The sequence below is a fragment of the Oscillibacter sp. PEA192 genome (assembly GCF_003574015.1).
GTDB lineage: Bacteria > Bacillota > Clostridia > Oscillospirales > Oscillospiraceae > Oscillibacter > Oscillibacter welbionis.
In genome coordinates, this window is sequence record NZ_AP018532.1 from 768151 (window position 1) to 791971 (window position 23821).

Annotated in this window: 21 protein-coding genes; 6 read left to right on the forward strand and 15 right to left on the reverse strand. The window is 63.8% G+C overall.

Translation table 11 applies throughout. The features are described from left to right. Positions 1–117: 117 nt before the first annotated feature. Together DN611_RS03685 and ftsH are read left to right on the forward strand one after the other, a co-directional pair. Positions 118–567 carry a hypothetical protein gene (locus tag DN611_RS03685; protein ID WP_136891535.1) on the forward strand — a complete coding sequence of 150 codons (450 nt, stop codon included), beginning with the start codon at positions 118–120 and terminating at the stop codon, positions 565–567. Beyond that, positions 564–2378, forward strand: coding sequence for an ATP-dependent zinc metalloprotease FtsH (gene ftsH, locus DN611_RS03690; protein ID WP_021751877.1), 1815 nt, complete (start codon positions 564–566; stop codon positions 2376–2378). Before DN611_RS03685 ends, ftsH begins: the two co-directional genes overlap by 4 nt. Positions 2379–2441: 63 nt before the next feature. Here ftsH and DN611_RS03695 read toward each other — a convergent pair whose 3' ends face one another. Further along, positions 2442–3260, reverse strand: coding sequence for an amidohydrolase family protein (locus tag DN611_RS03695; protein WP_021749362.1), 819 nt, complete (start codon positions 3258–3260; stop codon positions 2442–2444). Positions 3261–3389: 129 nt separating this feature from the next. After that, positions 3390–3803 carry a YjdF family protein gene (locus DN611_RS03700; protein ID WP_025543487.1) on the reverse strand — a complete coding sequence of 138 codons (414 nt, stop codon included), beginning with the start codon at positions 3801–3803 and terminating at the stop codon, positions 3390–3392. Between the two features lie 291 nt (positions 3804–4094). Between DN611_RS03700 and DN611_RS03705 the strand changes: the two genes are divergently transcribed. Next, entirely contained in the window at positions 4095–4655 is a 561-nt protein-coding gene (locus DN611_RS03705; RefSeq protein WP_025543485.1) for an RNA polymerase sigma factor, read from the forward strand. Then, positions 4652–5221 (forward strand): hypothetical protein, encoded by a 570-nt coding sequence (locus DN611_RS03710; protein WP_021749358.1) that lies wholly within the window; start codon positions 4652–4654, stop codon positions 5219–5221. The genes DN611_RS03705 and DN611_RS03710 overlap by 4 nt, the downstream gene beginning before the upstream one ends. Before the next feature lie 533 nt (positions 5222–5754). Here the strand turns inward: DN611_RS03710 and DN611_RS03715 are convergent. The 12 genes from DN611_RS03715 to DN611_RS03770 all read right to left on the reverse strand — a co-directional run bounded on the left by DN611_RS03715 (position 5755) and on the right by DN611_RS03770 (position 20222). Continuing rightward, entirely contained in the window at positions 5755–7269 is a 1515-nt protein-coding gene (locus DN611_RS03715; RefSeq protein WP_021749357.1) for an IMP dehydrogenase, read from the reverse strand. 41 nt (positions 7270–7310) lie between these two features. After that, a complete protein-coding gene (locus DN611_RS03720; protein WP_021749356.1) occupies positions 7311–7799 on the reverse strand; it encodes a GNAT family N-acetyltransferase in 489 nt (162 codons plus the stop codon). Positions 7800–7862: 63 nt separating this feature from the next. Then, positions 7863–11558 carry a phosphoribosylformylglycinamidine synthase gene (locus DN611_RS03725; RefSeq protein ID WP_119310677.1) on the reverse strand — a complete coding sequence of 1232 codons (3696 nt, stop codon included), beginning with the start codon at positions 11556–11558 and terminating at the stop codon, positions 7863–7865. Positions 11559–11604: 46 nt separating this feature from the next. Beyond that, positions 11605–12885: a phosphoribosylamine--glycine ligase gene (gene purD / locus DN611_RS03730; protein ID WP_025544890.1), complete on the reverse strand. Its 1281-nt coding sequence runs from the start codon at positions 12883–12885 to the stop codon at positions 11605–11607. Positions 12886–13069: 184 nt separating this feature from the next. Then, positions 13070–14248 carry a phosphoribosylaminoimidazolecarboxamide formyltransferase gene (locus DN611_RS03735; RefSeq protein WP_119310678.1) on the reverse strand — a complete coding sequence of 393 codons (1179 nt, stop codon included), beginning with the start codon at positions 14246–14248 and terminating at the stop codon, positions 13070–13072. Next, a complete protein-coding gene (locus DN611_RS03740) occupies positions 14245–14961 on the reverse strand; it encodes an IMP cyclohydrolase (RefSeq protein ID WP_025544891.1) in 717 nt (238 codons plus the stop codon). Before DN611_RS03740 ends, DN611_RS03735 begins: the two co-directional genes overlap by 4 nt. After that, complete coding sequence (purN, locus tag DN611_RS03745; protein ID WP_119310679.1) at positions 14958–15578, reverse strand: phosphoribosylglycinamide formyltransferase; 621 nt, start codon at positions 15576–15578, stop codon at positions 14958–14960. The genes DN611_RS03740 and purN overlap by 4 nt, the downstream gene beginning before the upstream one ends. After that, positions 15572–16606, reverse strand: coding sequence for a phosphoribosylformylglycinamidine cyclo-ligase (gene purM / locus DN611_RS03750; protein WP_119310680.1), 1035 nt, complete (start codon positions 16604–16606; stop codon positions 15572–15574). The genes purN and purM overlap by 7 nt, the downstream gene beginning before the upstream one ends. 1 nt (position 16607) lies before the next feature. Continuing rightward, positions 16608–18071, reverse strand: a complete 1464-nt coding sequence (gene purF, locus DN611_RS03755) for an amidophosphoribosyltransferase (RefSeq protein WP_119311884.1) — start codon at positions 18069–18071, stop codon at positions 16608–16610. After that, positions 18061–18780 carry a phosphoribosylaminoimidazolesuccinocarboxamide synthase gene (gene purC / locus DN611_RS03760; protein ID WP_036630378.1) on the reverse strand — a complete coding sequence of 240 codons (720 nt, stop codon included), beginning with the start codon at positions 18778–18780 and terminating at the stop codon, positions 18061–18063. The genes purF and purC overlap by 11 nt, the downstream gene beginning before the upstream one ends. 196 nt (positions 18781–18976) lie before the next feature. Beyond that, the gene (gene purE, locus DN611_RS03765; protein ID WP_021749346.1) at positions 18977–19474 is read right to left on the reverse strand and encodes a 5-(carboxyamino)imidazole ribonucleotide mutase; all 498 of its coding nucleotides are present in this window, start codon (positions 19472–19474) and stop codon (positions 18977–18979) included. 22 nt (positions 19475–19496) lie between these two features. Beyond that, on the reverse strand, positions 19497–20222 hold the full coding sequence (locus DN611_RS03770; RefSeq protein ID WP_119310681.1) for a GntR family transcriptional regulator: 726 nt from the start codon (positions 20220–20222) through the stop codon (positions 19497–19499). Between the two features lie 257 nt (positions 20223–20479). Here DN611_RS03770 and DN611_RS03775 point away from each other — a divergent pair, with 257 nt between their 5' ends. Beyond that, positions 20480–21469, forward strand: a complete 990-nt coding sequence (locus DN611_RS03775; RefSeq protein WP_119310682.1) for a 2-hydroxyacid dehydrogenase — start codon at positions 20480–20482, stop codon at positions 21467–21469. Between the two features lie 229 nt (positions 21470–21698). Next, complete coding sequence (locus tag DN611_RS03780; RefSeq protein ID WP_119310683.1) at positions 21699–22604, forward strand: S-layer homology domain-containing protein; 906 nt, start codon at positions 21699–21701, stop codon at positions 22602–22604. A gap of 172 nt (positions 22605–22776) precedes the next feature. Here DN611_RS03780 and DN611_RS03785 read toward each other — a convergent pair whose 3' ends face one another. After that, a complete protein-coding gene (locus DN611_RS03785; protein ID WP_119310684.1) occupies positions 22777–23682 on the reverse strand; it encodes an NAD(P)/FAD-dependent oxidoreductase in 906 nt (301 codons plus the stop codon). Positions 23683–23821: the final 139 nt, after the last annotated feature.

The window sequence follows — 23821 nt, forward strand, 5'->3', positions numbered from 1 at the left end:
CGCGGGCATTTTTGTCAGGACAGACAGCCTCCTCTGCCAGTGGCGCGCACGGAGCGGACGTGGTATAACCACAGCATGAGAGCGGAGACAGCGCAGTGACCGGAAAGGAGTGCGCGCATGGAATTGAGAGATGGAATGTTTGCCGTGAAGCTCTGCGAGCTGGAGCATCAGTACGGCCTGCTGAGAAGCCGCCTGGAGCTGTGCCAGGGGGCGGACCACGAGAAGATCCGGCACCTGCTGGCGGACGTGCTGGATGACTATCGGGAAAACGCCCTGCTGCTGGAGCAGAGCGCGGAGGGCTGCCGCTCCCCGGCAGTGGCGGAGCTGGCGGGCGTCCAGCGGGACTACTCCAAACGGATGGAGGAGCTGCTGCGGGACAGGCTGCCCCGCCTGATGCACGGGGAAGAGGACCCGCAGGAGGAGCGGGCGGAGGCAGCGGCCCTTTTCGCGGAGTACGCCATCGACTTCGCGGCCCAGGGCGTGCGCAGCGCCCTGCTGGCGGCCCTGGCCGCCATGGACCAACAGATGAACTGTGAGGAACAACAAGGAAAGGAACATCCCGTATGAAAGAAGTCAGACCCCCGAAACGGCCCTTGATTTTTTACTACTGCGTGGCCATGCTGATTCTGCTGCTGTTCAACTTCCTGGCCATGCCCTGGATGGCCCGCCAGCAGATCCAGGAGGTGGATTACGGCACCTTCATGGACATGGCGGAAAACCAGGATCTGGGCCAAGTGGAGATCCAGGAGCAGGAGAACCAGATCGTCTTTACCAACAAGGATGAGACCGCCGTCTACTCCACCGGCATGATCCCGGATCCGGACCTGAAACAGATGCTGAAGGACTCCGGCGCGGAGTTCTCCGGCCAAGTCATCCAGCAGACGGATCCCATCCTCAGCTTTCTGCTGACCTGGATCCTGCCCATCGTCATCTTTGTTGCCCTGGGGCAGTATCTCTCCCGGCGCATGATGAAGAACATGGGCGGCCCCAACGCCATGGCCTTCGGCAAGTCCAACGCCAAGGTGTATGTCAAGTCCTCTGAGGGCATCAAATTCTCCGACGTGGCCGGAGAGGACGAGGCCAAGGACAATCTCAAGGAGATCGTGGAGTACCTCCACGACCCAAAGAAGTATCAGGAGATCGGCGCCACCATGCCCAAGGGCATCCTGCTGGTAGGCCCTCCCGGCACCGGCAAGACCATGCTGGCCAAGGCCGTGGCAGGCGAGGCCAACGTGCCCTTCTTCTCCATCTCCGGCTCCGACTTCGTGGAAATGTTCGTGGGCATGGGCGCCAGCAAGGTGCGGGACCTGTTCAAGCAGGCCAAGGAGAAGGCCCCCTGCATCGTGTTCATCGACGAGATCGACGCCATCGGCCAGAAGCGGAATTCCGGCGCCTATGGCGGAAACGACGAGCGGGAGCAGACCCTGAACCAGCTGCTGACCGAGATGGACGGCTTTGAGGGCAATACCGGCGTCATCATCCTGGCGGCCACCAACCGGCCGGAGTCCCTGGACCCCGCCCTGACCCGGCCCGGCCGGTTTGACCGGCGGGTGCCGGTGGAGCTGCCGGACCTACAGGGCCGGGAGGATATTCTGAAGGTCCACGCCAAGAAGATCAAGGTGGCGGAGGACGTGGATTGGGGCAAGGTGGCCCGAATGGCATCCGGCGCCAGCGGCGCAGAGCTGGCCAACATCGTCAACGAGGCGGCGCTGCGGGCTGTCCGGGACGGCCGCCGCTTTGCTGCCCAGGCAGATCTGGAAGAGAGCATCGAGGTGGTCATCGCAGGCTACCAGAAGAAGAACGCCATCCTGACAGACCAGGAGAAGAAGGTGGTGGCCTACCACGAGATCGGCCACGCTTTGGTCGCGGCCAAGCAGACCAATTCCGCCCCTGTACAGAAGATCACCATCGTGCCCCGGACCTCCGGCGCCCTGGGCTACACCATGCAGGTGGAGGAGGGCAACCACTACCTGATGAGCCAGGAGGAGCTGGAGAACAAGATCGCCACGCTTACCGGCGGCCGGGCGGCGGAAGAGCTGGTCTTCCACTCCGCCTCCACCGGCGCCTCCAATGACATCGAGCAGGCCACCAAGCTGGCCCGGGCCATGATTACCCGGTACGGCATGAGCCCTGACTTTGACATGGTGGCCCTGGAGACAGTGCAAAATCAGTACTTGGGGGGCGACGCCTCCCTGGCCTGCTCCGCCGAGACTGCGGCGGAGATCGACCGGCAGGTGGTGGAGCTGGTGAAGCGCCAGCACGAAAAGGCCAACCGAATCCTCTCGGAGAACCGGGAGAAGCTGGACGAGCTGGCCCGGTATCTGTACGAAAAGGAGACGATTACCGGTGACGAGTTCATGGAGATCCTGAATCAGTGAGCATCCGATCCGTAAATCAGAAAAGAGGAGGCGCCCTTCGGCGCCTCCTCTTTTGCTGCCGTCTCACAGCCCCAGGCCGTAGATGCGGTTGGCGTTGTCAAAGAACACCGGCTCCCAGTGTGTCTCCGGCACCAGCCGGCGGATAAAGCCGATATATTCTCCCAGGTTGACAATGGGCCAGTCGGTCCCGAACATCACCTTGTCCCAGCACTGGATGGCCGTCAGCCAGGTGCGCAGCAGGAACACGTAGCCCGCCTGCTCCCGGAAATAGGCGTCCAGGTCCACCCGCCCCTCCAGAAGGCCGGACAGGTCGGCGGCCACATTGGGATTTTTCTCCACCACTGCCGCCGCGGCCTCCAGAAAGGGGTTGCCGAAGTGGCACATGACGAACTGGGTATCCGGATGGTCTGCCGCCACCTCATCCAGGGCCAGGGGGTGGCAGTATTTCAGATGGGCCCGGGAGAAGGCGGTCAGCCCCATGTGAACGGCCACCGGCTTACCGTAACGGGCTGCCAGGCGGTAGATGGGCTGGTACATGGGGTCCGACAGAGCGATCTTGTTGTACCCGGGGTACAGCTTCACGCCGCAGCAGTTGTCCCGCCGCAGGTGCGCCTCCACCCGGTCCGCCAGGTCCGGGATCACCCGGCTCCCGTCCTCCAGCAGGCTGCTGTCCAGGCCCACGCAGTAGTGGAACAGGTCTGTGGGGTAGTCGTGCCGCCGGAGCTCCAGACTGTGATTTCCCATCACCACGCCGTGGGCAATGTGCAGTTCTCCATAGACCTCCCGCAGATGGTCTACGTTGTTGTGATGGCCCACCTGCCGGGCCATCTCCTCGGCAGAATCTTCCGAAAACAGGTGCAGGTGGGCGTCGATGATCTTCATACCCGCAGTTCTCCTTCCAGTTCGCCCCGGTATCCAGCGGAGCGGCGATTTTTCAACACCGCTATTATAACAGAGTTTGCCGCCTTCGCAACCCCCGTATGAAAACGGTTCCCGAAAAAAGCACAGAGGTCAGTGACCTCTGTGCTTTTCCTTTCGACGCGCCTGCCGCAGCTGGAACTTCCGCGCTTCCTCCGCCTCCCGCTGTTGGCGGGTGCGGGCGAGACGGGCCTGCTTCCCCTGCTCCTGTTGGAGCTTCAGGGCCTGCTGGGCCTTGGTGCCGATCCCTGCGGCCTGGGTCATCCGCCGGGCCTCCCGCTGGCGCCGCTTGGGGCTTTTGGGAGGGGGCAGATGCTCTGTCCCTGGCCGGGGCGGGCTGAATCGCAGCGTCCGCCAGTGTTCCAGAAGATAGGCGTAGACCTCCTGGTCCCGGGGCTCCGCGCCGAAGACGATCCGGCAGACGGAGTACTCCGTGTCGTCCTCCCGCTCGTACAGGCCGATCCAGAAGGGATCGTCGAACAGGATGGTGAGCCTGCTTGTGCCCATGCGTGTGTCCTCCTTTAAAGGTCTCGCACAAAGAACGGACAACCAAGGAGGCAGGTTACTGACGGCACATGGGCCGCTCCCGGACTACCAACCGGGACGTGTTTTTATCTTTGCGCTATCAGCATACCACAGCGGGCGCGGGATGGCAAGGCCGGGAGACAAAGCGTCCCTTTTCCCATCAGCCGCGGCGGTCGTATGATATGATAAAAGGGACCGAAACAAGCTGTAAGATTTGATCGCAAACCTTGTGTATATCAGTGAAGGGGTAAATAAGAAGCGAGGTGAAAGCCGATGGATGACACAACAATCGTCCAGTTATACTGGGATCGAGATGAGCGGGCCATCCCCGCCACATCCGGCAAATATGGAAACTACTGTAACTCGATCGCCTGGAACATCCTGGGCAATCGGGAAGACGCCGAAGAATGCGTCAATGATACCTATCTGTGTGCATGGACCTCTATGCCGCCCCACAGGCCCAGGGTTCTGTCCGCATTCCTGGGGAAGCTCACGAGAAACTTGTCCCTGAACCGATACAAGCATCATATCGCGGAGAAACGAGGCGGCGGAGAGGCCCCGGCTGTGCTGGATGAAATTGCGGAGCTCGTATCCGACACGGACAACGTGGAGCGGGCAGTGGACCGCAGGGAACTTGTAAGGGCGATCGACACTTTTTTGGAGAGGCTTCCAGCGGATAAGAGGCGCATTTTTGTCTGCCGGTACTGGTATTTCGATCCGGTTTCCAAGATCGCGTCCCGGTTTGGAATGACGGAGAACCATGTATCCGTAACACTGAATCGCCTCCGGCTGAAATTACACAACTATCTTCAGGAAAGGGGCTTTGACCTGTGAAAAGAGAGGAATTTTGCGAAGTCCTCGGTGACATCAATGAGAACTATGTGAAAGAGGCCGGAGCAAATCCCAAAGCCGAGAAGCGGAGGCGGTTTAAGTGGAAAGTGATCGCGGCCTGTTTATGCCTGCTGCTTGCGGCGCCGCTGACCGTATTCGCCATGGATACCATTCAGTATCATGCGGCAGTGGATTATCTGCGTTCCCTCGGGATCCCCGTTGAAGATCTGAGCGACTACTCCCGCACGGAAATCAAAGAGGCCGTGAAAACGATGGATGCGGGAGAAAGCAGCCTGCTGACGGAAGAAATTCTGAACCTGCTGCCAGATAGCGGAGAACCGATACAAAGGCCAACACAGGTGACATCAGAACAGGTCAGGGAATTGACACCGACCATGACGCGAGAAGAGGTCCTTTCATTTTTGGGCGATACCCAGGACATCGGTTCCGGCATTTACATATATATTTATAAAGTAGACGGAGAAGCACTGCTGCGGATCCCGTTTGCAAGTGATGAAGCGCAGCTGGGGGTCACAGGAGAAGAACTATTAAAGACCTTATCCCCGTAAGGGCGCAGGAAGGGCTGATGCGGAAACGTCCCGTTATTTCCCTCCCAAAAAGGGCGGCCCCTACGACCGCCAGGGGAGCGCGCAGCGACTGCGCATCCGTTGACGGCTGTGCCGCCTTACGGTTGCGGCGTGCCCGATGCGGGCAAGCGGAGCGCGCAGAAGGAGGGAAACCAGCGGAACACTGGTGTCGCAAATACTGAGAGCGCCGCAGCGCGAGACAGAAAAACAGAGGCAGATCGAAGGCGTCCTTACACCCTGATTTTGGTCGGCACTTCGCCGCGGGAATCAACTGCCAAGTCTCTGCGGCACTCCGCCGCGCCCGCCGGGATGCCATCGTAAACCCGCAGGCACCCTCTCATGCCGCCCCCATACAGCAACTTTGCATGCACGTGCCGGAGCGCGACAAAAGGCGTTCTTTTGGAATGTGCATTGGGACAAGCCGTCATCGCGGCTGAATCCCCCTATGTGGGACCCATAAAAAAGCGGCTGGCCTTCCGTCCAGCCGCCTCGTATTTTCTGGCAGGAAAAATCTCTCAGCTCCGCTGATTCCCCGAATTGGTGGTGTCCTTCAGCAGCACGTCATGGGCTCCGCCCTCCACAATGGAGACGGAGGACACCAGGGTCAACTTGGCCTTCTCCCGCAGTTCCGGGATGGTCAGCGCGCCGCAGTTGCACATGGTGGACCGCACCTTGGAAAGGGTGGTGGCCATGCCGTCCGACAGCTTGCCGGCATAGGGCACGTAGGAGTCCACGCCCTCCTCGAAGGAGAGCTTGGCCGCTCCGCCCAGGTCGTACCGCTGCCAGTTCCGGGCCCGGGCGCTGCCCTCGCCCCAGTACTCCTTCATATAGCTGCCGCCGATCAGCACCTTGCTGGTGGGGGACTCGTCGAACCGGGAGAAATACCGCCCCAGCATACAGAAGTCCGCGCCCATGGCCAGGGCCAGGGTGATGTGGTAGTCCTGGACAATGCCGCCGTCGGCACAGATGGGCACGTAGACGCCGGTCTCGGCAAAATACCGGTCCCGCTCTGCCGCCACATCGATGACCGCCGTGGCCTGGCCCCGGCCGATGCCCTTGGTCTCCCGGGTGATGCAGATGGAGCCGCCGCCGATGCCCACCTTCACGAAGTCGGCACCGCAATCCGCCAGGAAGCGGAAGCCCTCGCCATCCACCACGTTGCCGGCGCCCACCTTCACGGTGTCGCCATAGCGGGAGCGGATCCAGGCCAGGGTCCGCTTCTGCCACTCGGAGTAGCCCTCGGAGGAGTCGATCACCAGCACGTCCGCGCCGGCCTCCACCAGGGCGGGCACCCGTTCCTCATAGTCCCGGGAGTTGATACCGGCGCCCACCACATACCGCTTCTGACTGTCCAGCAGCTCCAGGGGGTTGCCCTTGTGGGAGTCGTAGTCCTTCCGGAACACGAAGCTCACCAGATGCCCGCCGGCGGAGACGATGGGCAGGGCGTTGAGCTTGTGGTCCCAGATGATATCATTGGCGGCCTTCAGGCTGGTGCCCTCCGGGGCGGAGACGATTTTCTCCGCCGGGGTCATGAATTCGCTGACCGGGGTGGCCGGGTCCATGCGGCTCACCCGGTAGTCCCGGCTGGTGACGAGGCCCAGCAGCTTTCCGGTGCCGGTGCCGTCATCCGTGACCGCCATGGTGGAGTGGCCGGTCCGTTCCTTCAAGGCCAGCACGTCCGCCAGCGTGTCCCCCAGGCGGAGATTGGAGTCGCTGATGACAAAGCCCGCCTTGTAGTTCTTCACCCTCCGTACCATCTCCGCCTGCTGCTCGATGGGCTGGGAGACATAGATGAAGGCGATGCCGCCCTCCTTCGCCAGGGCGATGCCCATCTGCTCTCCGGATACCGCCTGCATGACGGCGGAGACCATGGGCACGTTCATGGTGAGAGCGGGCTCCTCCCCCCGCCGGTACTTCACCACCGGGGTCTTGAGGGAGACGTTTGCGGGAATGCACTCCGCGGAGGAGTAGCCGGGCACCAGCAGGTACTCACTGAAGGTACGGGAGGGCTCGGAGAAAAAATAAGCCATAGGGCCACCTCATTTCATCAGATTTCAAGTGGAAGCTGGATTTACAGGTCCAGCTGGAAAAACAGTGTGGACTCCACAGGACTGTCGTTGTAGCAGGGGATCTCGTAAAATCCCAGCTGCCGGTAGAGGCGGACGGCATCCTCCAGAACCGGCAGGGTGTCCAGCAGCATACAGCGGTAGCCGATCTGCCGCGCGTCCTCTGTGATCCGGCGGATCAGCTGCCGGGCAAGCCCCCGGCCCCGGTACTGCGGCTGGACGTACAGGCGCTTCATTTCGCATCGCTCGCCGTCCAGCCGCCGCAGGGCGATACAGCCCGCCGCCCGCCCGTCCACCCGGGCCAGGTACAGCCGTCCGTCCGGCGGGGCGTACTTGGCGGCGGGGGCGCGCAGCTCGTCCGCATAGTGCTGGATGTCCAGATAGATTTGAAAAGCTGGGTCGTGCGTCACCAGCATGGCGGTGTACGCCTCAAACAGGGCCCGAACGTCTGAGAGGGCATTATAGGCCGGTTCGATCACAACGGTTGAATCCATATTCAAGCACCTCCCGGCGGATGTTTCAGATATGATACCCGGTTCCGGCCGGTCTGTCAACCGTTAGAGAGAAAAATAGTCCTTTGCGGCATCGAACAGGCCAAGATCGTAATTCCCCGGGATATTTCGGTACAGGCAGGGCCCCACCCGCTCGGCGTGCCCCATCTTGCCGAAGACCCGGCCGTCGGGTGAGGTGATGCCCTCTACCGACCAGACGGAGCCGTTGGGGTTGCCGTCGATATCCATGGTGGGATGGCCGTCCAGATCCACGTACTGGGTGGCGATCTGGCCGTTTTCCGCCAACTGTGCCAAGAGATCCGGCGGGCAGAGGAACCGCCCTTCCCCGTGGGAGATGGGGACGCTGACGATGTCCCCCACCTGGACCTTGGTCAGCCAGGGGGACCGGTTGGAGGCCACCCGGGTCCGGACGATCCGGGACTGGTGGCGGCCGATGACATTGTAAGTCAGCGTGGGGCAGGCGGCATCTGTGTCCCGGATTTCTCCGAAGGGCACCAGCCCCAGCTTGATGAGGGCCTGGAAGCCGTTGCAGATGCCCAGGACGAGGCCATCCCGGTTTTGCAGCAGGTCCATCACCGCGTCTGCGGCCTGGGGGGACCGGAGAAAGGCGGTGATGAACTTGCCGGAGCCGTCGGGCTCGTCGCCGCCGGAGAAGCCGCCGGGCAGGAAGAGGATCTGACTGCTCCGGGCTGCCTGGGCAAACCGGGCGGCGGATGCCGCCACATGGTCCGGTGTCTGATTATTCAGCACCAGGATCTGCGGCTCCAGGCCAGCCCGTAGCGCCGCCCGGGCGCTGTCGTACTCGCAGTTGGTGCCGGGAAACACAGGAATCAGCACCTTTGGCTTTGCCGTGCCTGTCCGGGGAGCGGCGCGGGAGAAGGCCGGGGCCTCCAGTACCGGCACCGGCGCAGGATCGGCAGGGACTCGGCTGGGGTATACATCCTCCAGCACGGACTCGTTCAGGGAGAGCAGCTCGTCGATGGGGACGCTGTCAGCGCCGGTGGTGAGGACCGGCTCCGCCGTGGTGGTGCCCAGCCTGACGGCGCAGAGGAGGTCTGTGTCCTCCGTCAGCTCCGCCACAATGGCGCCAGGGCACGGCAGGTCCCAGGCGATCTCACGCCCCTCGGCCTGAAAGCCGATGGAGTTACCGAAGGACATCTGCATAATCCCCTCGGCGATGCCGTGCTCCACCGCCCAGGCGGAGCACACCCTGCCCGCCCGGCAAAGCTGGTGGAAGGTCTCCCAGGCTTCCCTCTGGCTCTGGGCGCCGCCGTTGGCGGGAGCAAAGAGGTACACCGGATGTCCCGCCTCCTTGAACTCGGGGGAGAGCACCTCCCTGGCCCGGATGGGGGCGATGGCAAAGGAGATGAGGGTGGGGGGCACGTCCAGATCGTTGAAGGTGCCGGACATGGAGTCCTTGCCGCCGATGGCCGCCGCGCCGAAGTCCAGCTGGGCGTCCAGAGCCCCCAGCAGGGCGGCGAAGGGCTTGCCCCAGCGTGCGGGGTCCTCCCGGAGCTTTTCAAAGAACTCCTGGAGGGTGAGGTAGGCCCTTCGATAGTCTGCCCCGGCGGCCACCAGCTTGGCAAGGGAGGTGACCACACCGTTATAGGCCCCCCGGTAGGGGTCCACCGCCATAGCCTCCGGGTCGAAGCCCCAGGCCATAACGCTGGCCTGGTCCGTCTCCTGCCCCGGCAGCACCGGCAGAAGGGCGGCCATCACCTGGGCGGGGGTTCTCTGATTTCTGCCGCCGAAGGGCATCAACACGCTGCCACAGCCGATGGTGGAATCGAACCGCTCCGCCAGCCCTCTGCGGGAGGCGGACGCCAGACTGGAGGCTATGGAGCGGAGGGAGGAGTTTTCGGCATCCTGGGAGACCGGGGACGCGGGAATGGGGGCAGGAACCGCCGCCCGGGCGTGCTTCACGGCGCCGTTGGTGTTCAGGAAGTCCCGGCTCAGGTCCACGATGGTCCTGCCCCGCCAGCGCATCACCATCCGGGGGGACGCCGTCACCACCGCCACGGGGTACGCTTCCAGATTCTCCGCCTCCGCGGCGGCGATGAATCGGTCTGCGTTTGACCGGGCCACCACCACTGCCATTCGCTCCTGGGACTCGGAGATGGCCAGCTCTGTGCCGTCCAGGCCGTCGTACTTCTTCCGCACTGCGTCCAGATCGATATCCAGGCCGTCCGCCAGCTCACCCACGGCCACGGATACGCCGCCTGCGCCGAAGTCGTTGCACCGCTTGATGAGCCGGGTGACATTCCCATCCCGGAACAGCCGCTGGATCTTCCGCTCCTCCGGGGCGTTGCCCTTCTGGACCTCGCTGGCCATGGTGGTGAGAGACTGCCTGTTGTGGCTCTTGGAGGAGCCGGTGGCGCCGCCGATGCCGTCCCGGCCGGTGCGCCCCCCCAGCAGGATCACCACGTCCCCGGGCTGGGGCCGTTCGCGGACCACATTCTCCGCCGGGGCGGCGGCCACCACCACGCCGCACTCCAAATGCTTGGCGATGTAGCCGGGGTGATATACCTCGCTGACCAGCCCTGTGGCCAGGCCGATCTGGTTGCCGTAGGAGGAGTAGCCCGCCGCGGCGGTCTGGGCGAGCTTGCGCTGGGGCAGCTTGCCGGACAGGGTCTCCGCCACCGGCGTCCGGGGGTCGCCGCAGCCGGTGAGCCGCATGGCCTGGTGGACGTAGGCCCGGCCGGACAGGGGATCCCGGATGCAGCCGCCGATGCAGGTGGCCGCGCCGCCGAAGGGCTCGATCTCCGTGGGGTGGTTGTGGGTTTCGTTCTTGAACATCAGCAGCCAGTCCTGGGGCTTGCCGTTCACCTGGGCGGCGACATGGATGGAGCAGGCGTTGATCTCCTCACTCTCGTCAATTTCCGGCAGAAGCCCCCGTCGCTTCAGCACCTTGGCGCCGATGGTGGCGATATCCATGAGGGTCTGTGGCCGCTGGGCAGCTTTCTCCGGCCCATAGACCTCCTCCCGGGCGGCCAGATACCGGTTATAGGCGGCCTGGACCGCCGGATCGTTGATCTCCACGTGGTCCAGATGGGTGGAGAACGTGGTGTGGCGGCAGTGGTCGGACCAGTAGGTGTCCACCACCCGGATCTCCGTCAGGGTGGGGTCCCGGCGCTCCGTGTCCCGGAAGTATGCCTGGAGGAACGACAGGTCCTCCAGGTCCATGGCGAGACCCAGCCGCGCCAGCAGGGTATCCAGGCCCGCCCGGTCCAGGGCAGTGAAGCCCGTGACCGTTTCCACGTCTGCCGGGACGGCGGTCTCTGCCGCCAGCCGCTCCGGCAGGTCCAAAGACGCCTCCCGGCACTCCACGGGGTTGAGGACATACCGCTTCACCGCGTCCACATCCGCCGCCGTCAGGGGACCGAAGAGCAGATAGATCCTGGCGGTGCGGACCGTGGGCCGCTCCTCCTGAGTCATCAGCTGAATACACTGGGCGGCGGAGTCCGCCCGCTGGTCGAACTGTCCCGGCAGGGGCTCCACGCCGAAGGCGATGCAGTCCCCGGCGGGCAGGGCTGCGGCAGTATCGTCCACCTGAGGCTCAGAGAACACTGTCCCCACCGCCCGGCGGAAGGCGGCCTCGTCCAGGCCCTCCACGTCATAGCGGTTCAGCAGGCGCAGGTCCTCCAAGGCGGAGACGCCCACCACGGTCTGCAGCTCGTGCAGCAGGCCCCGGGCCTCCTGCCGGAGCCCCGGCTTCTTTTCCACATAGATCCGTCTTACCATCGTATGACCTCCCGGCGCCGGTTGGGCGCTCATCAAAATATGCGTTTCAGTCCGCCAGAGCCGCCAGAGCCCGCTGGCCGATGTCATGGCGCAGGTATTTGCCGTCAAAGTCCACCGCCCTGGCGGCGGCGTAGGCGTCGTGCAAAGCCTGCCGCAAAGTGGGACCGGTGGCGGTGACGCCCAGTACCCGGCCGCCGCTGGTGACCAGCTGCCCATTCTCGTCCAGTCTGTCCCCGGCGTGGTAGATGGTCACGTTTCCCGGTGCCGACGCGGGCAGAGAGATGGGCTTACCCTTTTCGTAGTGCCCTGGATACCCGCCGGAGGCCAAGATCACACAGGCGGCGGAGGCGTGCCGCCATTCCACGGTGAGCGATCCCAGGGTCTCGCTTTCCACCGCCTGCATGACCGTCAGCAGGTCTGTTTTCAGCAGGGGCAGCACCACCTGGGTCTCCGGGTCCCCGAAGCGGCAGTTGTACTCGATGACCTTGGGCCCGTCCGGGGTCAGCATCAAACCGAAGTACAGGCAGCCCTTGAAGGGGCAGCTTTCCGCCCGCATGGCGGCCAGAGTGGGCAGGAAGATGGTGTCCATGCACACTCGGGCGATGTCCTCGGTGTAGCAGGGGTTGGGAGCCACGGTGCCCATGCCGCCGGTGTTGGGGCCAGTATCTCCGTCCCCCACCCGCTTGTGGTCCATGGAGGACACCATGGGGGCGATGGCGGTGCCGTCGGTGAAAGCCAGGACGCTGACCTCCGGGCCAGTCAAAAACTCCTCGATCACCACCCGGCTGCCGGAGTCCCCGAAGGCCCGGTCCTCCATCATGGTCCTGACGGCATCCTCTGCCTCTTCATAGGACCGGGAGATCAGCACGCCCTTGCCCAGGGCCAGACCGTCCGCCTTGATGACGATGGGGAAGGAGGCGGTTTTCAAATAGGCGAGCGCCGCAGCGGGCGTATCGAACACCTCATATCGGGCGGTGGGGATGTGATATTTTTTCATCAGGTCCTTGGCAAAGACCTTGCTGGACTCGATCCGGGCGGCTCTGGCGTCCGGCCCGAAGCAGGGGATGCCCGCGGCGTGGAGGGCGTCCACACACCCCAGAGCCAGAGGATCGTCCGGCGCCACCACCGCGAACCCCACGGCGTGGGAGACGGCGAAGTCCACAATAGCGCCGATGTCTGTGGCGCTGATCTGCGGCACACAAACGGCGTCAGCGGCGATGCCGCCGTTGCCCGGCAGGGCGTAAATCGTCTCCACCACCGGATTTTCTTTCAGTTTTTTGATGATGGCGTGCTCCCGGCCGCCGCCGCCTACTACGAGAAGATCCATCGAATCGTCCTCCTTGCTTCGTGTATAAAACAGTGTGAAGAGAGACCGGGGAAAACCGGACAGGCTTTCCCGGTTGATTTGCCATCGCAAATCAGAAAAGGAAACTTCATTGCCCCTATCCGGGCCCAGACTCGGCAGACCCGGCGGCAGGATGCCGGACAGGCCCGCTTCTCTTCAAAGACGCTCAGTGGTGGAACAGCCGCATCCCTGTAAACGCCATCACCATGCCGTATTTGTTGGCTGTTTCAATGACATGGTCATCCCGGATGGAACCGCCGGGCTCAACAATGTACTGGACGCCGGATTTTCTCGCCCGCTCCACATTATCGCCAAAGGGGAAGAAGGCGTCGGAGCCGCATGTGACGCCGGTGAGGGCTGTGATCCAGGTTTTTTTCTCCTCCGCCGTCAGAGGATCGGGGCGCACGGCGAAGGTCTTCTGCCAGATGCCCTCCGCCAGCACGTCCTCATACTCGTCGGAGAGATATACATCGATGGCGTTATCCCGGTCCGGGCGGCGAATGTTCTCCACGAATTGCAGGCCCAGCACCTTGGGATGGTGGCGGAGCCACCAGGTGTCCGCCTTGGTGCCCGCCAGGCGGGTGCAGTGGATGCGGCTCTGCTGGCCCGCTCCCACGCCGATGGCCTGTCCGTCCTTCACGTAGCAGACGGAGTTGGACTGGGTGTATTTCAGGGTGATGAGGGCCACGATCATGTCCCGCTTGGCCGCTTCCGGCAGGTCCTTGTTCTCCGTGACAAGGTTGGTGAGGAGCGCCTCATTGATCTCAAAGTTGTTCCGCCCCTGTTGGAAGGTGACGCCGAACGCGTCCTTGTACTCCTGGGGGGCGGGGACGTAGTCCGGGTCGATCTGCACGACGTTGTAATTGCCCTTCTTCTTGGTTTTCAATATCTCCAGGGCTTCGTCGGTGTAGCCGGGGGCGATGATGCCGTCGGACACCTCATATTTCAGATACCGGGCGGTGGCGGCGTCGCACACGTCGGAGAGGGCCGCCCAGTCCCCGTAGGAGCACAGCCGGTCCGCACCCCGGGCCCGGATGTAGGCACAGGCGATGGGGGAAAGGTCTGCGCCCTCCTCCACAAAGTACATCTGCCGCTCCACATCCCTGAGGGGGTTGCCCACGGCGGCCCCGGCGGGGGACACGTGCTTGAAGGACGCGGCGGCGGGCAGGCCGGTGGCTTCTTTCAGTTCCCGCACCAGCTGCCAGGCGTTCAGCGCGTCCAGAAAGTTGATGTATCCCGGCTTGCCGTTCAGCACCGTGAGGGGCAGGTCGGACCCGTCCCGCATGAAGATGCGGGCGGGCTTCTGGTTGGGATTACAGCCGTATTTCAGTTCCAGTTCGTTCATGCCTGGGTCTCCTTTCCGGAATACTTGTTGACGATGCGCTGCTGGAAGTCCCGGGTCTCCAGGTCTGTGAAGCGGACGAAGAGGGAGATCCTGTTGGCCTCGTCCAGAGCGTCCCAAACGGCGCTGGCGAGGCTGTCAATGTCCCCTTCCACGGCCACCTGCTCCGGCTCTCCGGCAAAGGAGGGCAGGGGATCGCCGTCTCCGGCGTAGGTGTGGAGGAAGTGGCCGGTCCCCGGCTGGCCGGGATACTCGAAGGTCTGCCGCAGGCAGCGTCTGCCGGTCCCGTCGGCGGCTTTCAGGATGGACAGCTTGTAACTGCCGTTGGGCCCCAGCAGCCCGGAAATCCGCGGGGTCCAGTTGGGACCGTCCGGCTCGAATTCCCGCGTGCGGAGGGCCTGCTCCATGGGAAGGCCCTGCTTTAAAAACTCCAGGATGGTGTCCGTCTGGTCCCCGTTGGTGACGATGAGTCCCCGGCCCATCTGCCGTACCGGGTGGTAGATGATGAGGCTGGGGTCCTCCATCCTGGCGGGGTCCGCCGCCTGGGTACGGATGCCGTCCGGCTCCTCCGCGAAGACGCGGTTGCGGCTGTTGGCGCTGCGGCCCATGATGAAATAGACGGCCACGGACGACTTGCCGTCCGGCGTCATGCCCAGCACGATCCCACGGCCGGGATAGGGATTGCCCCGCAGCAGGGCACATAAATCCTGTTTCACAGATGCTCCTCCTTTTCCGTGGCGATGTGGGCGGCCAGCTGTTCTGCGGCCTGGGGCAGCAGCACCCACTCCGCCTGTTCCATGACCCGGCGCTGCAAGGTTTCCGGCGTGTCGCCGGGCAGAATGTCCACCGCTTTCTGCAGCAGGATGCGCCCCCCGTCCGGGATCTCGTTCACCAGATGGACGGTAGCGCCGGTGACCCTGACGCCACGGCGGAGGGCTGCCTCATGGACCTTCAGCCCGTAATACCCCTTCCCACAGAAGGCGGGGATCAGGGAGGGATGGACGTTGACGATCCGGTCCGGCCAGCGACGGACGAAGTCCGCGGACAGGATGGACAGGAACCCGGCCAGCACGACCAGATCCACCCGGTACTGCGTCAGCGCCTCCATCAGCGCCGCCTCAAACGGCTCCTGCCCCAGCTGCTTCCGGGACAGGGGAATGGCAGGCACGCCGCGGCGTTTTGCCCGCTCCAGAGCGTAGGCTTCGGGATTGCTGGAGAGGACCAGCACGATCTCCACGTGGGGCAGGGCGCCTGCTTCCTGAGCGTTCAGCAGCGCCTCCAGGTTGGTGCCGCCGCCGGAGACCAGCACAGCGATACGGGCCTTGTTCAGCATAGGATCACCCGTTCCTCTCCGGAGATCACCTCACCTATCACATAGCCGGGGCAGCCGTGCTGGGCCAGGGCGGAGAGGGCCTGGTCCGCCGTGTCCCGGGAGACGATCACCGCCATGCCGACCCCCATGTTGAAGGTGTTGAACATGTCCCGCTCCGGGATGTGGCCGGTCTCCCGGAGCATTTTGAAGATGGGTGGCGTCCGGACGGCAGCCTTCTCAATTTTCACCGTCATCCCATCCGGCAGGCACCGGGGGATGTTCTCATAAAAGCCCCCGCCGGTGATGTGGCTGATGCCGTGGACCTCTGCCGCGTCGATGGCGGCCAGCACCGGCTTCACATAGATGCGGGTGGGGGTCAGCAGGGCCTCGCCCAGGCTCTCCCCCAGATCTTCACAGTAGACCGTCAGATTGGCATGCTCCACGTGAAAGACCTTCCGCACCAGGGAGAATCCGTTGGAGTGGAGGCCGGAGGAGGGCAGGGCCAGCACCACGTCCCCGGAGCGGACCCGGTCCGGGTCGATGATATCGCCCTTGTCCACGATGCCCACGGAAAAGCCCGCCAGGTCGTATTCCTCCGGCGCCATGATGCCGGGGTGCTCGGCAGTCTCGCCGCCGATGAGGGCGCAGCCCGCCTGGACGCAGCCCTCTGCCACGCCGGAGACAATGGCGGCCACCTTCTCCGGCACATTCTTGCCGATGGCGATGTAGTCCAGAAAGAACAGGGGCTTTGCCCCGCAGCAGATGATGTCGTTGACGCACATGGCCACGCAGTCCACGCCCACGGTGTCGTGCCGGTCCAGCAGCTGGGCGATGCGGATTTTGGTGCCCACCCCATCGGTGCCGGACACCAGCACCGGCTCACGTATGCCGGTCAGGTCCGGGGCGAACAACCCGCCAAAGCCTCCAATGCCGGACACTACCCCGGGGATCCTGGTCCGGGCCACGTGGGGGGCCATCAGCTTCACACCGGCGTAGCCTGCGGTGATGTCCACGCCGGACTTCCGGTAGCTCTCCGAATAACTCTCCATATCAGGTCCTCTCCCTCTCACTGATCTTGCACTCGAATCGGTCTTTGCCGCCGTCCTGGGGCACGGCGGTGGGGTAGCCCCCGCCGAAGCAGGCGGTGCAGAAGCCGCACTGGGTATTGTCCGCCAGCTTCACCACGTCCTGCAGGCTCAGATACCCCAGGGAATCCACACCGATGATCTTTGCGATCTCCTCCACCGAGTGGTTGTTGGCGATGAGCTTGCTGGGGTCATCGATGTCCGTACCGTAGTAGCAGGCGGCCACAAAGGGCGGCGCGCTGACCCGCATGTGGATCTCCTTCGCCCCGGCTTTCCGCAGCAGGTCGATGGTCCGGCGGCAGGTGGTGCCCCGGACGATGGAGTCGTCGATCAGCACCACCCGCTTGCCCTCCACCACGGAGCGGATGGGGTTCAGCTTGATATTGACCTCGTTTTCCCGCATGGCCTGAGTGGGGGAGATGAAGGTGCGGCCGATGTACTTGTTCTTGATGAACCCCATGCCGTAGGGGATACCGCTCTGCCGGGCGTAGCCCAGGGCGGCGTCCAGGCCGGAGTCCGGCACGCCGATGACGATGTCCGCCTGGACCGGGTGCTCCAGGGCCAGGAAGGCCCCGGCCCGCTGCCGTGCCACGTGGACGCTGGACCCGTCGATGACGGAGTCCGGCCGGGCGAAGTAGATGAACTCGAACACGCAGAGCCGCTTGGGGGCCTTGCCGCAGTGGCGGGTGTCGGACTTGACGCCGGACTTGTCCGCCACCACGATCTCCCCGGGCAGGATGTCCCGCTCGAACCGGGCGCCGATGGCGTCCAGGGCGCAGGACTCGGAGGCGAACACCACGCCCCCGTCCCGAAGTCGGCCCATGCACAGCGGCCGGAAGCCGTGGGGGTCCCGGACGGCGATGAGCTTGGTGGGGGAGGAGATCACCAGGGAGTAGGCCCCCTCGATCCGGTCCATGGCGGCGGAGACCGCCTCCTCGATGGAGGGGGCGCGCAAACGCTCCTGGACGATGATGTAGGCGATGACCTCGGAGTCCGTGGTGGTCTGGAAGATGGAGCCCTGGCTCTCCAGCTCCTGGCGCAATGCGTGGGAGTTGGTGAGGTTGCCGTTGTGGGCCAGGGCCATGCGGCCCTTGTAGTGGTTCACCAGGATGGGCTGGACGTTCCGCTTGTTGTCGGACCCGGTGGTGCCGTAGCGCACGTGGCCTACGGCGATGGTGCCCGTGCCCAGGGAGCGGAGCCGCTCCGCCGGAAACACCTCGTTCACCAGCCCCACATCCCGGTACGCGGTGAACACGCCATCATCGTTCACCGCGATGCCGGCGCTCTCTTGGCCCCGGTGCTGGAGGGCGTACAGGGCGTAATAGGCCAGGGGGGCCACATCCGTCGTCTCCGGCGCGTACACGCCGAACACGCCGCACTCCTCTTGGATGTGGCGGGCCGGGAGCACGGCGCTCAGCTCAGTCGGCATCATGGGCAAGCAGTCTCTGCATGACCTCGGCATAGGCGCCCTCCACGCCGCCCAGGTCCCGGCGGAAGCGGTCCTTGTCCAGCTTCTCATGGGTCTTTTCGTCCCAGAGGCGGCAGGTGTCGGGGCTGATCTCGTCCGCCAGAACGATCGTGCCGCCGGTCAGTCTGCCGAACTCCAGCTTGAAGTCCACCAGCGTGACGCCGCACTCTGCCCAGAAGGCCTTGAGAATGTCGTTGACGGCAAAGGCGTACTTCTTGATGGTCTCGATCTCCTCCGCTGTGGCCAGCTTCAGCGCCAGGGCGTGATAGCTGTTCAGCAGGGGATCTCCCAGTTCGTCGTTCTTGTAGGAGAACTCGATGGTGGGAGCGTCGAATACGATGCCCTCCTCCACACCGTACCGCTTGGCGAAGGACCCGGCAGAGAGGTTGCGGATGATAACCTCCAGCGGCACGATGGAGACCTTCTTCACCAGGGTCTCCCGCTCACTCAGCTCCTGAACGAAGTGGGTGGGAATGCCGGCCTTTTCGATCCGCCGCATCAGATGGTTGGTCATCTGGTTGTTGATGACGCCCTTGCCCGCAATGGTGCCCTTCTTCAGGCCGTTGAAGGCGGTGGCGTCGTCCTTGTAGTCCACGATGTAAAGTTCCGGGTCGTCGGTGCGGAAGACCTTCTTGGCCTTTCCCTCATAGAGCTGTTCCAGCTTCTGCATGGTGCGTTCGTCCTTTCTTTCTGTTGAGAGATTAGATATTTGAATAGGCAATTGATAAACCATTAGAAAAACGGAAGGGAAAGAGAAAATAGAAATGAGAAATCAGAAATCCGGCCGCGGGATGGCGCGGATACGGAACTTTGAGCCGTCCGGTCAGGACGGACTCAAGACTTTCCGATTCCTCATTTCCGATTTCTCACGATTTCAGGAGTTCCTCCTGGAGCTTGGCGTCCTTCTCGGCGATCTGCTCCGCCATCTTCCGCCGCTCCGCTTCCAGGCGCCGGGTCAGGGCCTCGTCCTCCACCGCCAGGATCTGGGCGGCCAGCACAGCAGCATTTTTCGCGCCGTTCAGTGCTACCGTAGCCACCGGGATGCCGCCGGGCATCTGGACTGTGGCCAGCAGGGCATCCAGTCCATCCAGGACGCCCCCCTTCATGGGAATGCCGATGACAGGCAGGGTGGTGTTGGCGGCAAAGGCCCCCGCCAGATGGGCAGCCATGCCGGCGGCGCAGATGACCACGCCGAATCCCCGCTCCCGGGCGGACTTGGCGAACTCAGCCGCCTGGGTCGGCGTCCGGTGGGCGCTGAGGATATGGGCCTCATAGGGGATGTCCAGGGCGTCCAGCTGGGTACAGGCCCCTTTGACCACGGGCCAGTCACTGTCGCTGCCCATGATGACGGCAACTTTTTTCATCGCAAGCGCTCCTTTCTGCGGCTCAGAGTTTTTTCCGCATGACGGTGTGGCGGAAGATGCCGTCCACAAAATACTCGCTGGAGCAGAACACGGGGCGTCCGTCGATGTCATAGTCCACCTCTTCCATGTTCAGCAGCGGCGTGCCCATGGGCACCTGGAAGATCTCCGCCAGGGCGGCATCCGCCGCGGCGGGCCGCACGTCTGTCAGATCCAGATAGGGATAGATGCCGCAGAACCGCTGGAGGAAGTGGAAGATGGGGAGCTTGAAGTCCTGGATGGTGTAATCCCCCTTGGCCAGGGCCTTTTCCACCACGTCCTCGCAGTAGATGGCGGGCCGGCCATCCGCGGTGCACAGCCGGGCGATGCGGATGATGGGGGTGTCCTCCGGAATGCGGAGCTGAGCGGCCACCTGGGCATCGGCAGTCCCATCGGAAACCCGGACAAAGGCCACCGCCGGCTCATGTCCGCTCTGGCGGATCATGTCCAGGAACTCTACCTCAATGTCCATGCGGGTCTGGACGTTCAGCACATGGCGGTTGATGATGGTGCCAACTCCGTGGCGGCGGGTGATGAAGCCCTCCCGCTCCAGAGAGGCCAGAATGTCCCGCAGCTGCGTGCGGCTGATCCCCAGCTTCTCTGCCAGGATACTCTCCCGGGGCAGGCGCTCGCAGCTGGCGTAGGCACCGTCCTTCATGTCGGCAAGCAGCTGAGAGCGGATGGTCTTGGTCTGGGCCGGCTGACCGCTCATAGTCACACCTCTTTCTGATTTCAAAATAGGTAATACCATAAAAGTCATACCTATTGTACCGGATTTTCTCCGGCGCCGCAACTGGCAGATTTGACAGATTCCGCCCTCCTTTTTTGCCCCGGCATATCCAGTCTGCTGTTGACGGCAGGACGCACGGGCCGGAGGCGTTTGTACGGCCGGATTTCGTGGGTTTTCACCGTGGACAACCGCCGGGGGGATGTTATAATGGAGTTGAACGAAAGAGGGAGGCGTTATCCGTGAAGATTGTGATCCTGGGTGCGGAGGCCCGTTACCGGGCCTATCAGCCCGCGATGCCCTTCATCCAGCAGCAGGAGCTGGTATTTCTGGACAAGGACAGCACGGAGGCAGAGATTCTGGCCGCCGGCGCTGATGCGGAGGTGCTGTTCGTGGATGCCATCACGGTGGTGTCCGCTGCTCTGATGGAACACATGCCCTGCCTGCGGCTGATTCACTCGGAGGGGGTGGCGTTTGACCGCATTGACCTCTCCGCCGCCCGGGAGCGGGGCATTTACGTCTGCAACAACAAGGGCTGCAACGCCGGGGCCGTGGCGGAGCAGACGGTCCTGCTGATACTGATGCTCCTGCGCCATGCCCTGGAGGGGGACGAGGCCGTCCGGGCGGGACGGCAGATGGAGATGAAAGAGCGGTGCATGGTGGAGGGGATCACGGAGCTCTCTGCCTGCAAGGTGGGCCTGGTGGGATTTGGAGACATTGCGCGAGCCGCGGCGGAGCGGCTGGTCCCCTTCGGCTGCGAGCTGTACTACTACACCAAGCGCCGCCGCTTGCCGGAAGAGGAGAAAAAATACCACGTCACCTACCTGCCGTTGGAGGAGCTGGCGGAGAAGAGCGACATCGTCAGCCTCCACTGCGCTGTCACGGAGGAGACCCGGAATCTGGTGGATGCCGCTCTGCTGCGGCGGATGAAACCCACAGCGTACCTCATCAACACCGCCCGGGGAGACCTTGTGGACAACGAGGCCCTGCGGCAGGCCCTGCTGGAGGGGCGAATCGCCGGAGCGGGGCTGGACACGCTGTCCCCGGAGCCGGTGCCGGCGGGGCACCCCCTGACGGCGCTGCCGCCGGAGGTCCAGCGGAAAGTGGTCCTGGCACCCCACCTGGGCGGCATTACAGAGGCATCCTTCCGTCGGGCCCATGCCCACATGTGGCGAAATGTGGAGCATTTGGCTGCGGGAGAGCGGCCGGACAACATCGTCAACGGCCTGTGATGCTCGCCGACGGTAAAAAATTCTGCCGGAGATGAAACAAAACCTATGGAAAAATCGTCTAATTCCTATAAAGACCTATGGTAGAAGGACCATGTGCGGTTTGAAAGTCCTGCGCGCGAGCTGTGGGTCTGTATGCGGAAAACCCTCATGCGCCAACCGGCTTGCCTGTTCTCATGGCCCGCACGGCGCATGGAGTCAGGAAAAACAAAGAAGGGGAGCGTGACGCCGAATGAGACGTCGGATCTGGAGAGGTTGGATATTGTGCCTGTGCGCCTGCCTGCTGCTGTGCGGTGCCGCCAGCGGGACTGGAAGCACACCGCCGGACGCGGTGAGCCGCGGGGCCTTTGCAGACGCCCTGTATGACGCCCATGTGGCCCACGGCGGCGCTCCTGTGGTCAGCGAGGGCAGCTCCGCACCCTTCCGGGATGTGGGCTCCTGGTCTCCGTATTTCGAGGCGCTCTGTTGGGCTAAGGCCAGCGGCATCGCAGGGGGCTATGCAGGCGGTGCCTTCCGTCCTGCGGCACCGGTGACCCGCCAGCAGGCGACGGTGATGCTGTACCGCTATGCCAAGACCACGGACCTGCCGCTGGAGAAGGGGAGCGACCGGGATCTGGCCGGATACCGGGACGTGGATACCATCCCAACCTGGAGTCGGGAGGCTGTCCAATGGGCCGTGCGGAACGGCCTGTGGTTCTCCGGCAGCGCCACGGAGTTGCAGGCGGCGGAGAACGTCTCCTGGGAGGAGCTGACCGTTCTGACCCAGCGGCTGTTCCTGGGCGGGATGCCCGCGGCTGCCTTGTCTGCGGCGCCGGAGGGGCTGACGATGGAGCTGCAGCAATGCACTACCACCGGCGCGGTTGTGGTACTGCAAAATGCGGCGGAGGAGACCTTCTCCTATGGGGCGGACTACGGTCTCTATCGGCAGGTGAACGGCGGCTGGTATCAGATGAACAAGGAAATGGACACCATCGCCATTGCCTATGAGCTGGCCCCGGGAGAGAGCCGGAAGCTTACCCTCAGCTGGGGAGAGCTGGACTGGGGCGGCGTCCTGCCCGCCGGGACCTACTGCGTGGCGCAGGGCGGGTTGCTGGGAGAACAGCAGGTCACCGTCTCCGTCACCTTTGCCATCAAATAAACGCCAGGCGGCCGCCGAAAAACCGGCGGCCGCCTTTCCATTGGGTGAACGGTTTCTTGCGATCCCGCCCAGACCGAAAAATCTCCCCCTCTTCTGGAGGAGTGAAGAGAACAGCACAGGCCGCCGGGAACGCCCAGCGGCCTGTACGGATTCTTGAGAAGGTGGCCCGGCGTCAAACACAGAAGCGGCAGGCCGCCAGGGCCGCCACAGCGCCGTCCGCGCAGGCGGTGGTCAGCTGGCGGACCTCCTTGGCGCGGAGATCCCCTGCCGCAAAGATGCCGGGAATCGGCGTCAGGCAGTCCTCCCCGGCGGCGATAAAGCCCGCTTCGTCCACCGGCACCCCCAGAGACCGGGCCAGCCGGCTCTCTGGCAGCAGACCCACCGCCTGGAACAGCGCAGAGACCGGCAGGTGGGAGACTTCTCCCACAGCGGTGTTCCGCAGGGTCAGGCCGGTGAGGCGTTCCGATCCCTCCAGGGCCTCCACCACGGTGGACCGCAGCAGCGTGAGGTTGGCGGTCTTCTCCGCCCGCTCCACCAGAATGGGATCCGCCCGGAAGTCCGACCGCCGGTGGATCACCGTCACATGGCGGCAGATGTCTGCCAGATACAGCGCATCCTGCAGGGCGGTGCTGCCGCCTCCGGCCACTGCCACATCCTGTCCGGCGTAAAAGGCTCCGTCGCACACAGCGCAGAAGGAGATGCCGGCCAGACGATCCTCGCCCGCAAGGCCCAGGGTCCGGCGCCGCATCCCGGCGGCCAGGATTACCGCCCCGGCGGTATAGGCACCGTAGTCGGTGACCACCCGGCTGGGCGTGCCGCTCTGGATCTCCAGCGCCTCCTCCAGTTCGATTCGGGTCTCCAGGGCCTCGGCCTGGCTGTACAGCCGCTCCGCCAGTTCAGCGCCGGACACGGCGGGCAGGCCCGGAAAGTTTTCCACCTTGGGGGAGGAGGCGATCTGCCCGCCGAAGCTCTCCCGCTCCAGCAGCAGAACGGACTTTCCTGCCCGGCGGGCGTAGACGGCGGCGGTGAGCCCGGCCGGGCCGCCGCCCACGATAATGATGTCGAAATACTGGTCCATAGATGTTCCTCTCTGATGACTGACAGAAGATAAGGGAGACTTCGCAGCCCCCCGCATAGTAACCGCTGTACCGCGGGTGCTGCTCCGCAGAGACGGCATTTTGGAGCTCGGAAAAGGAGGGACGAGAGTCCCTCCTTTT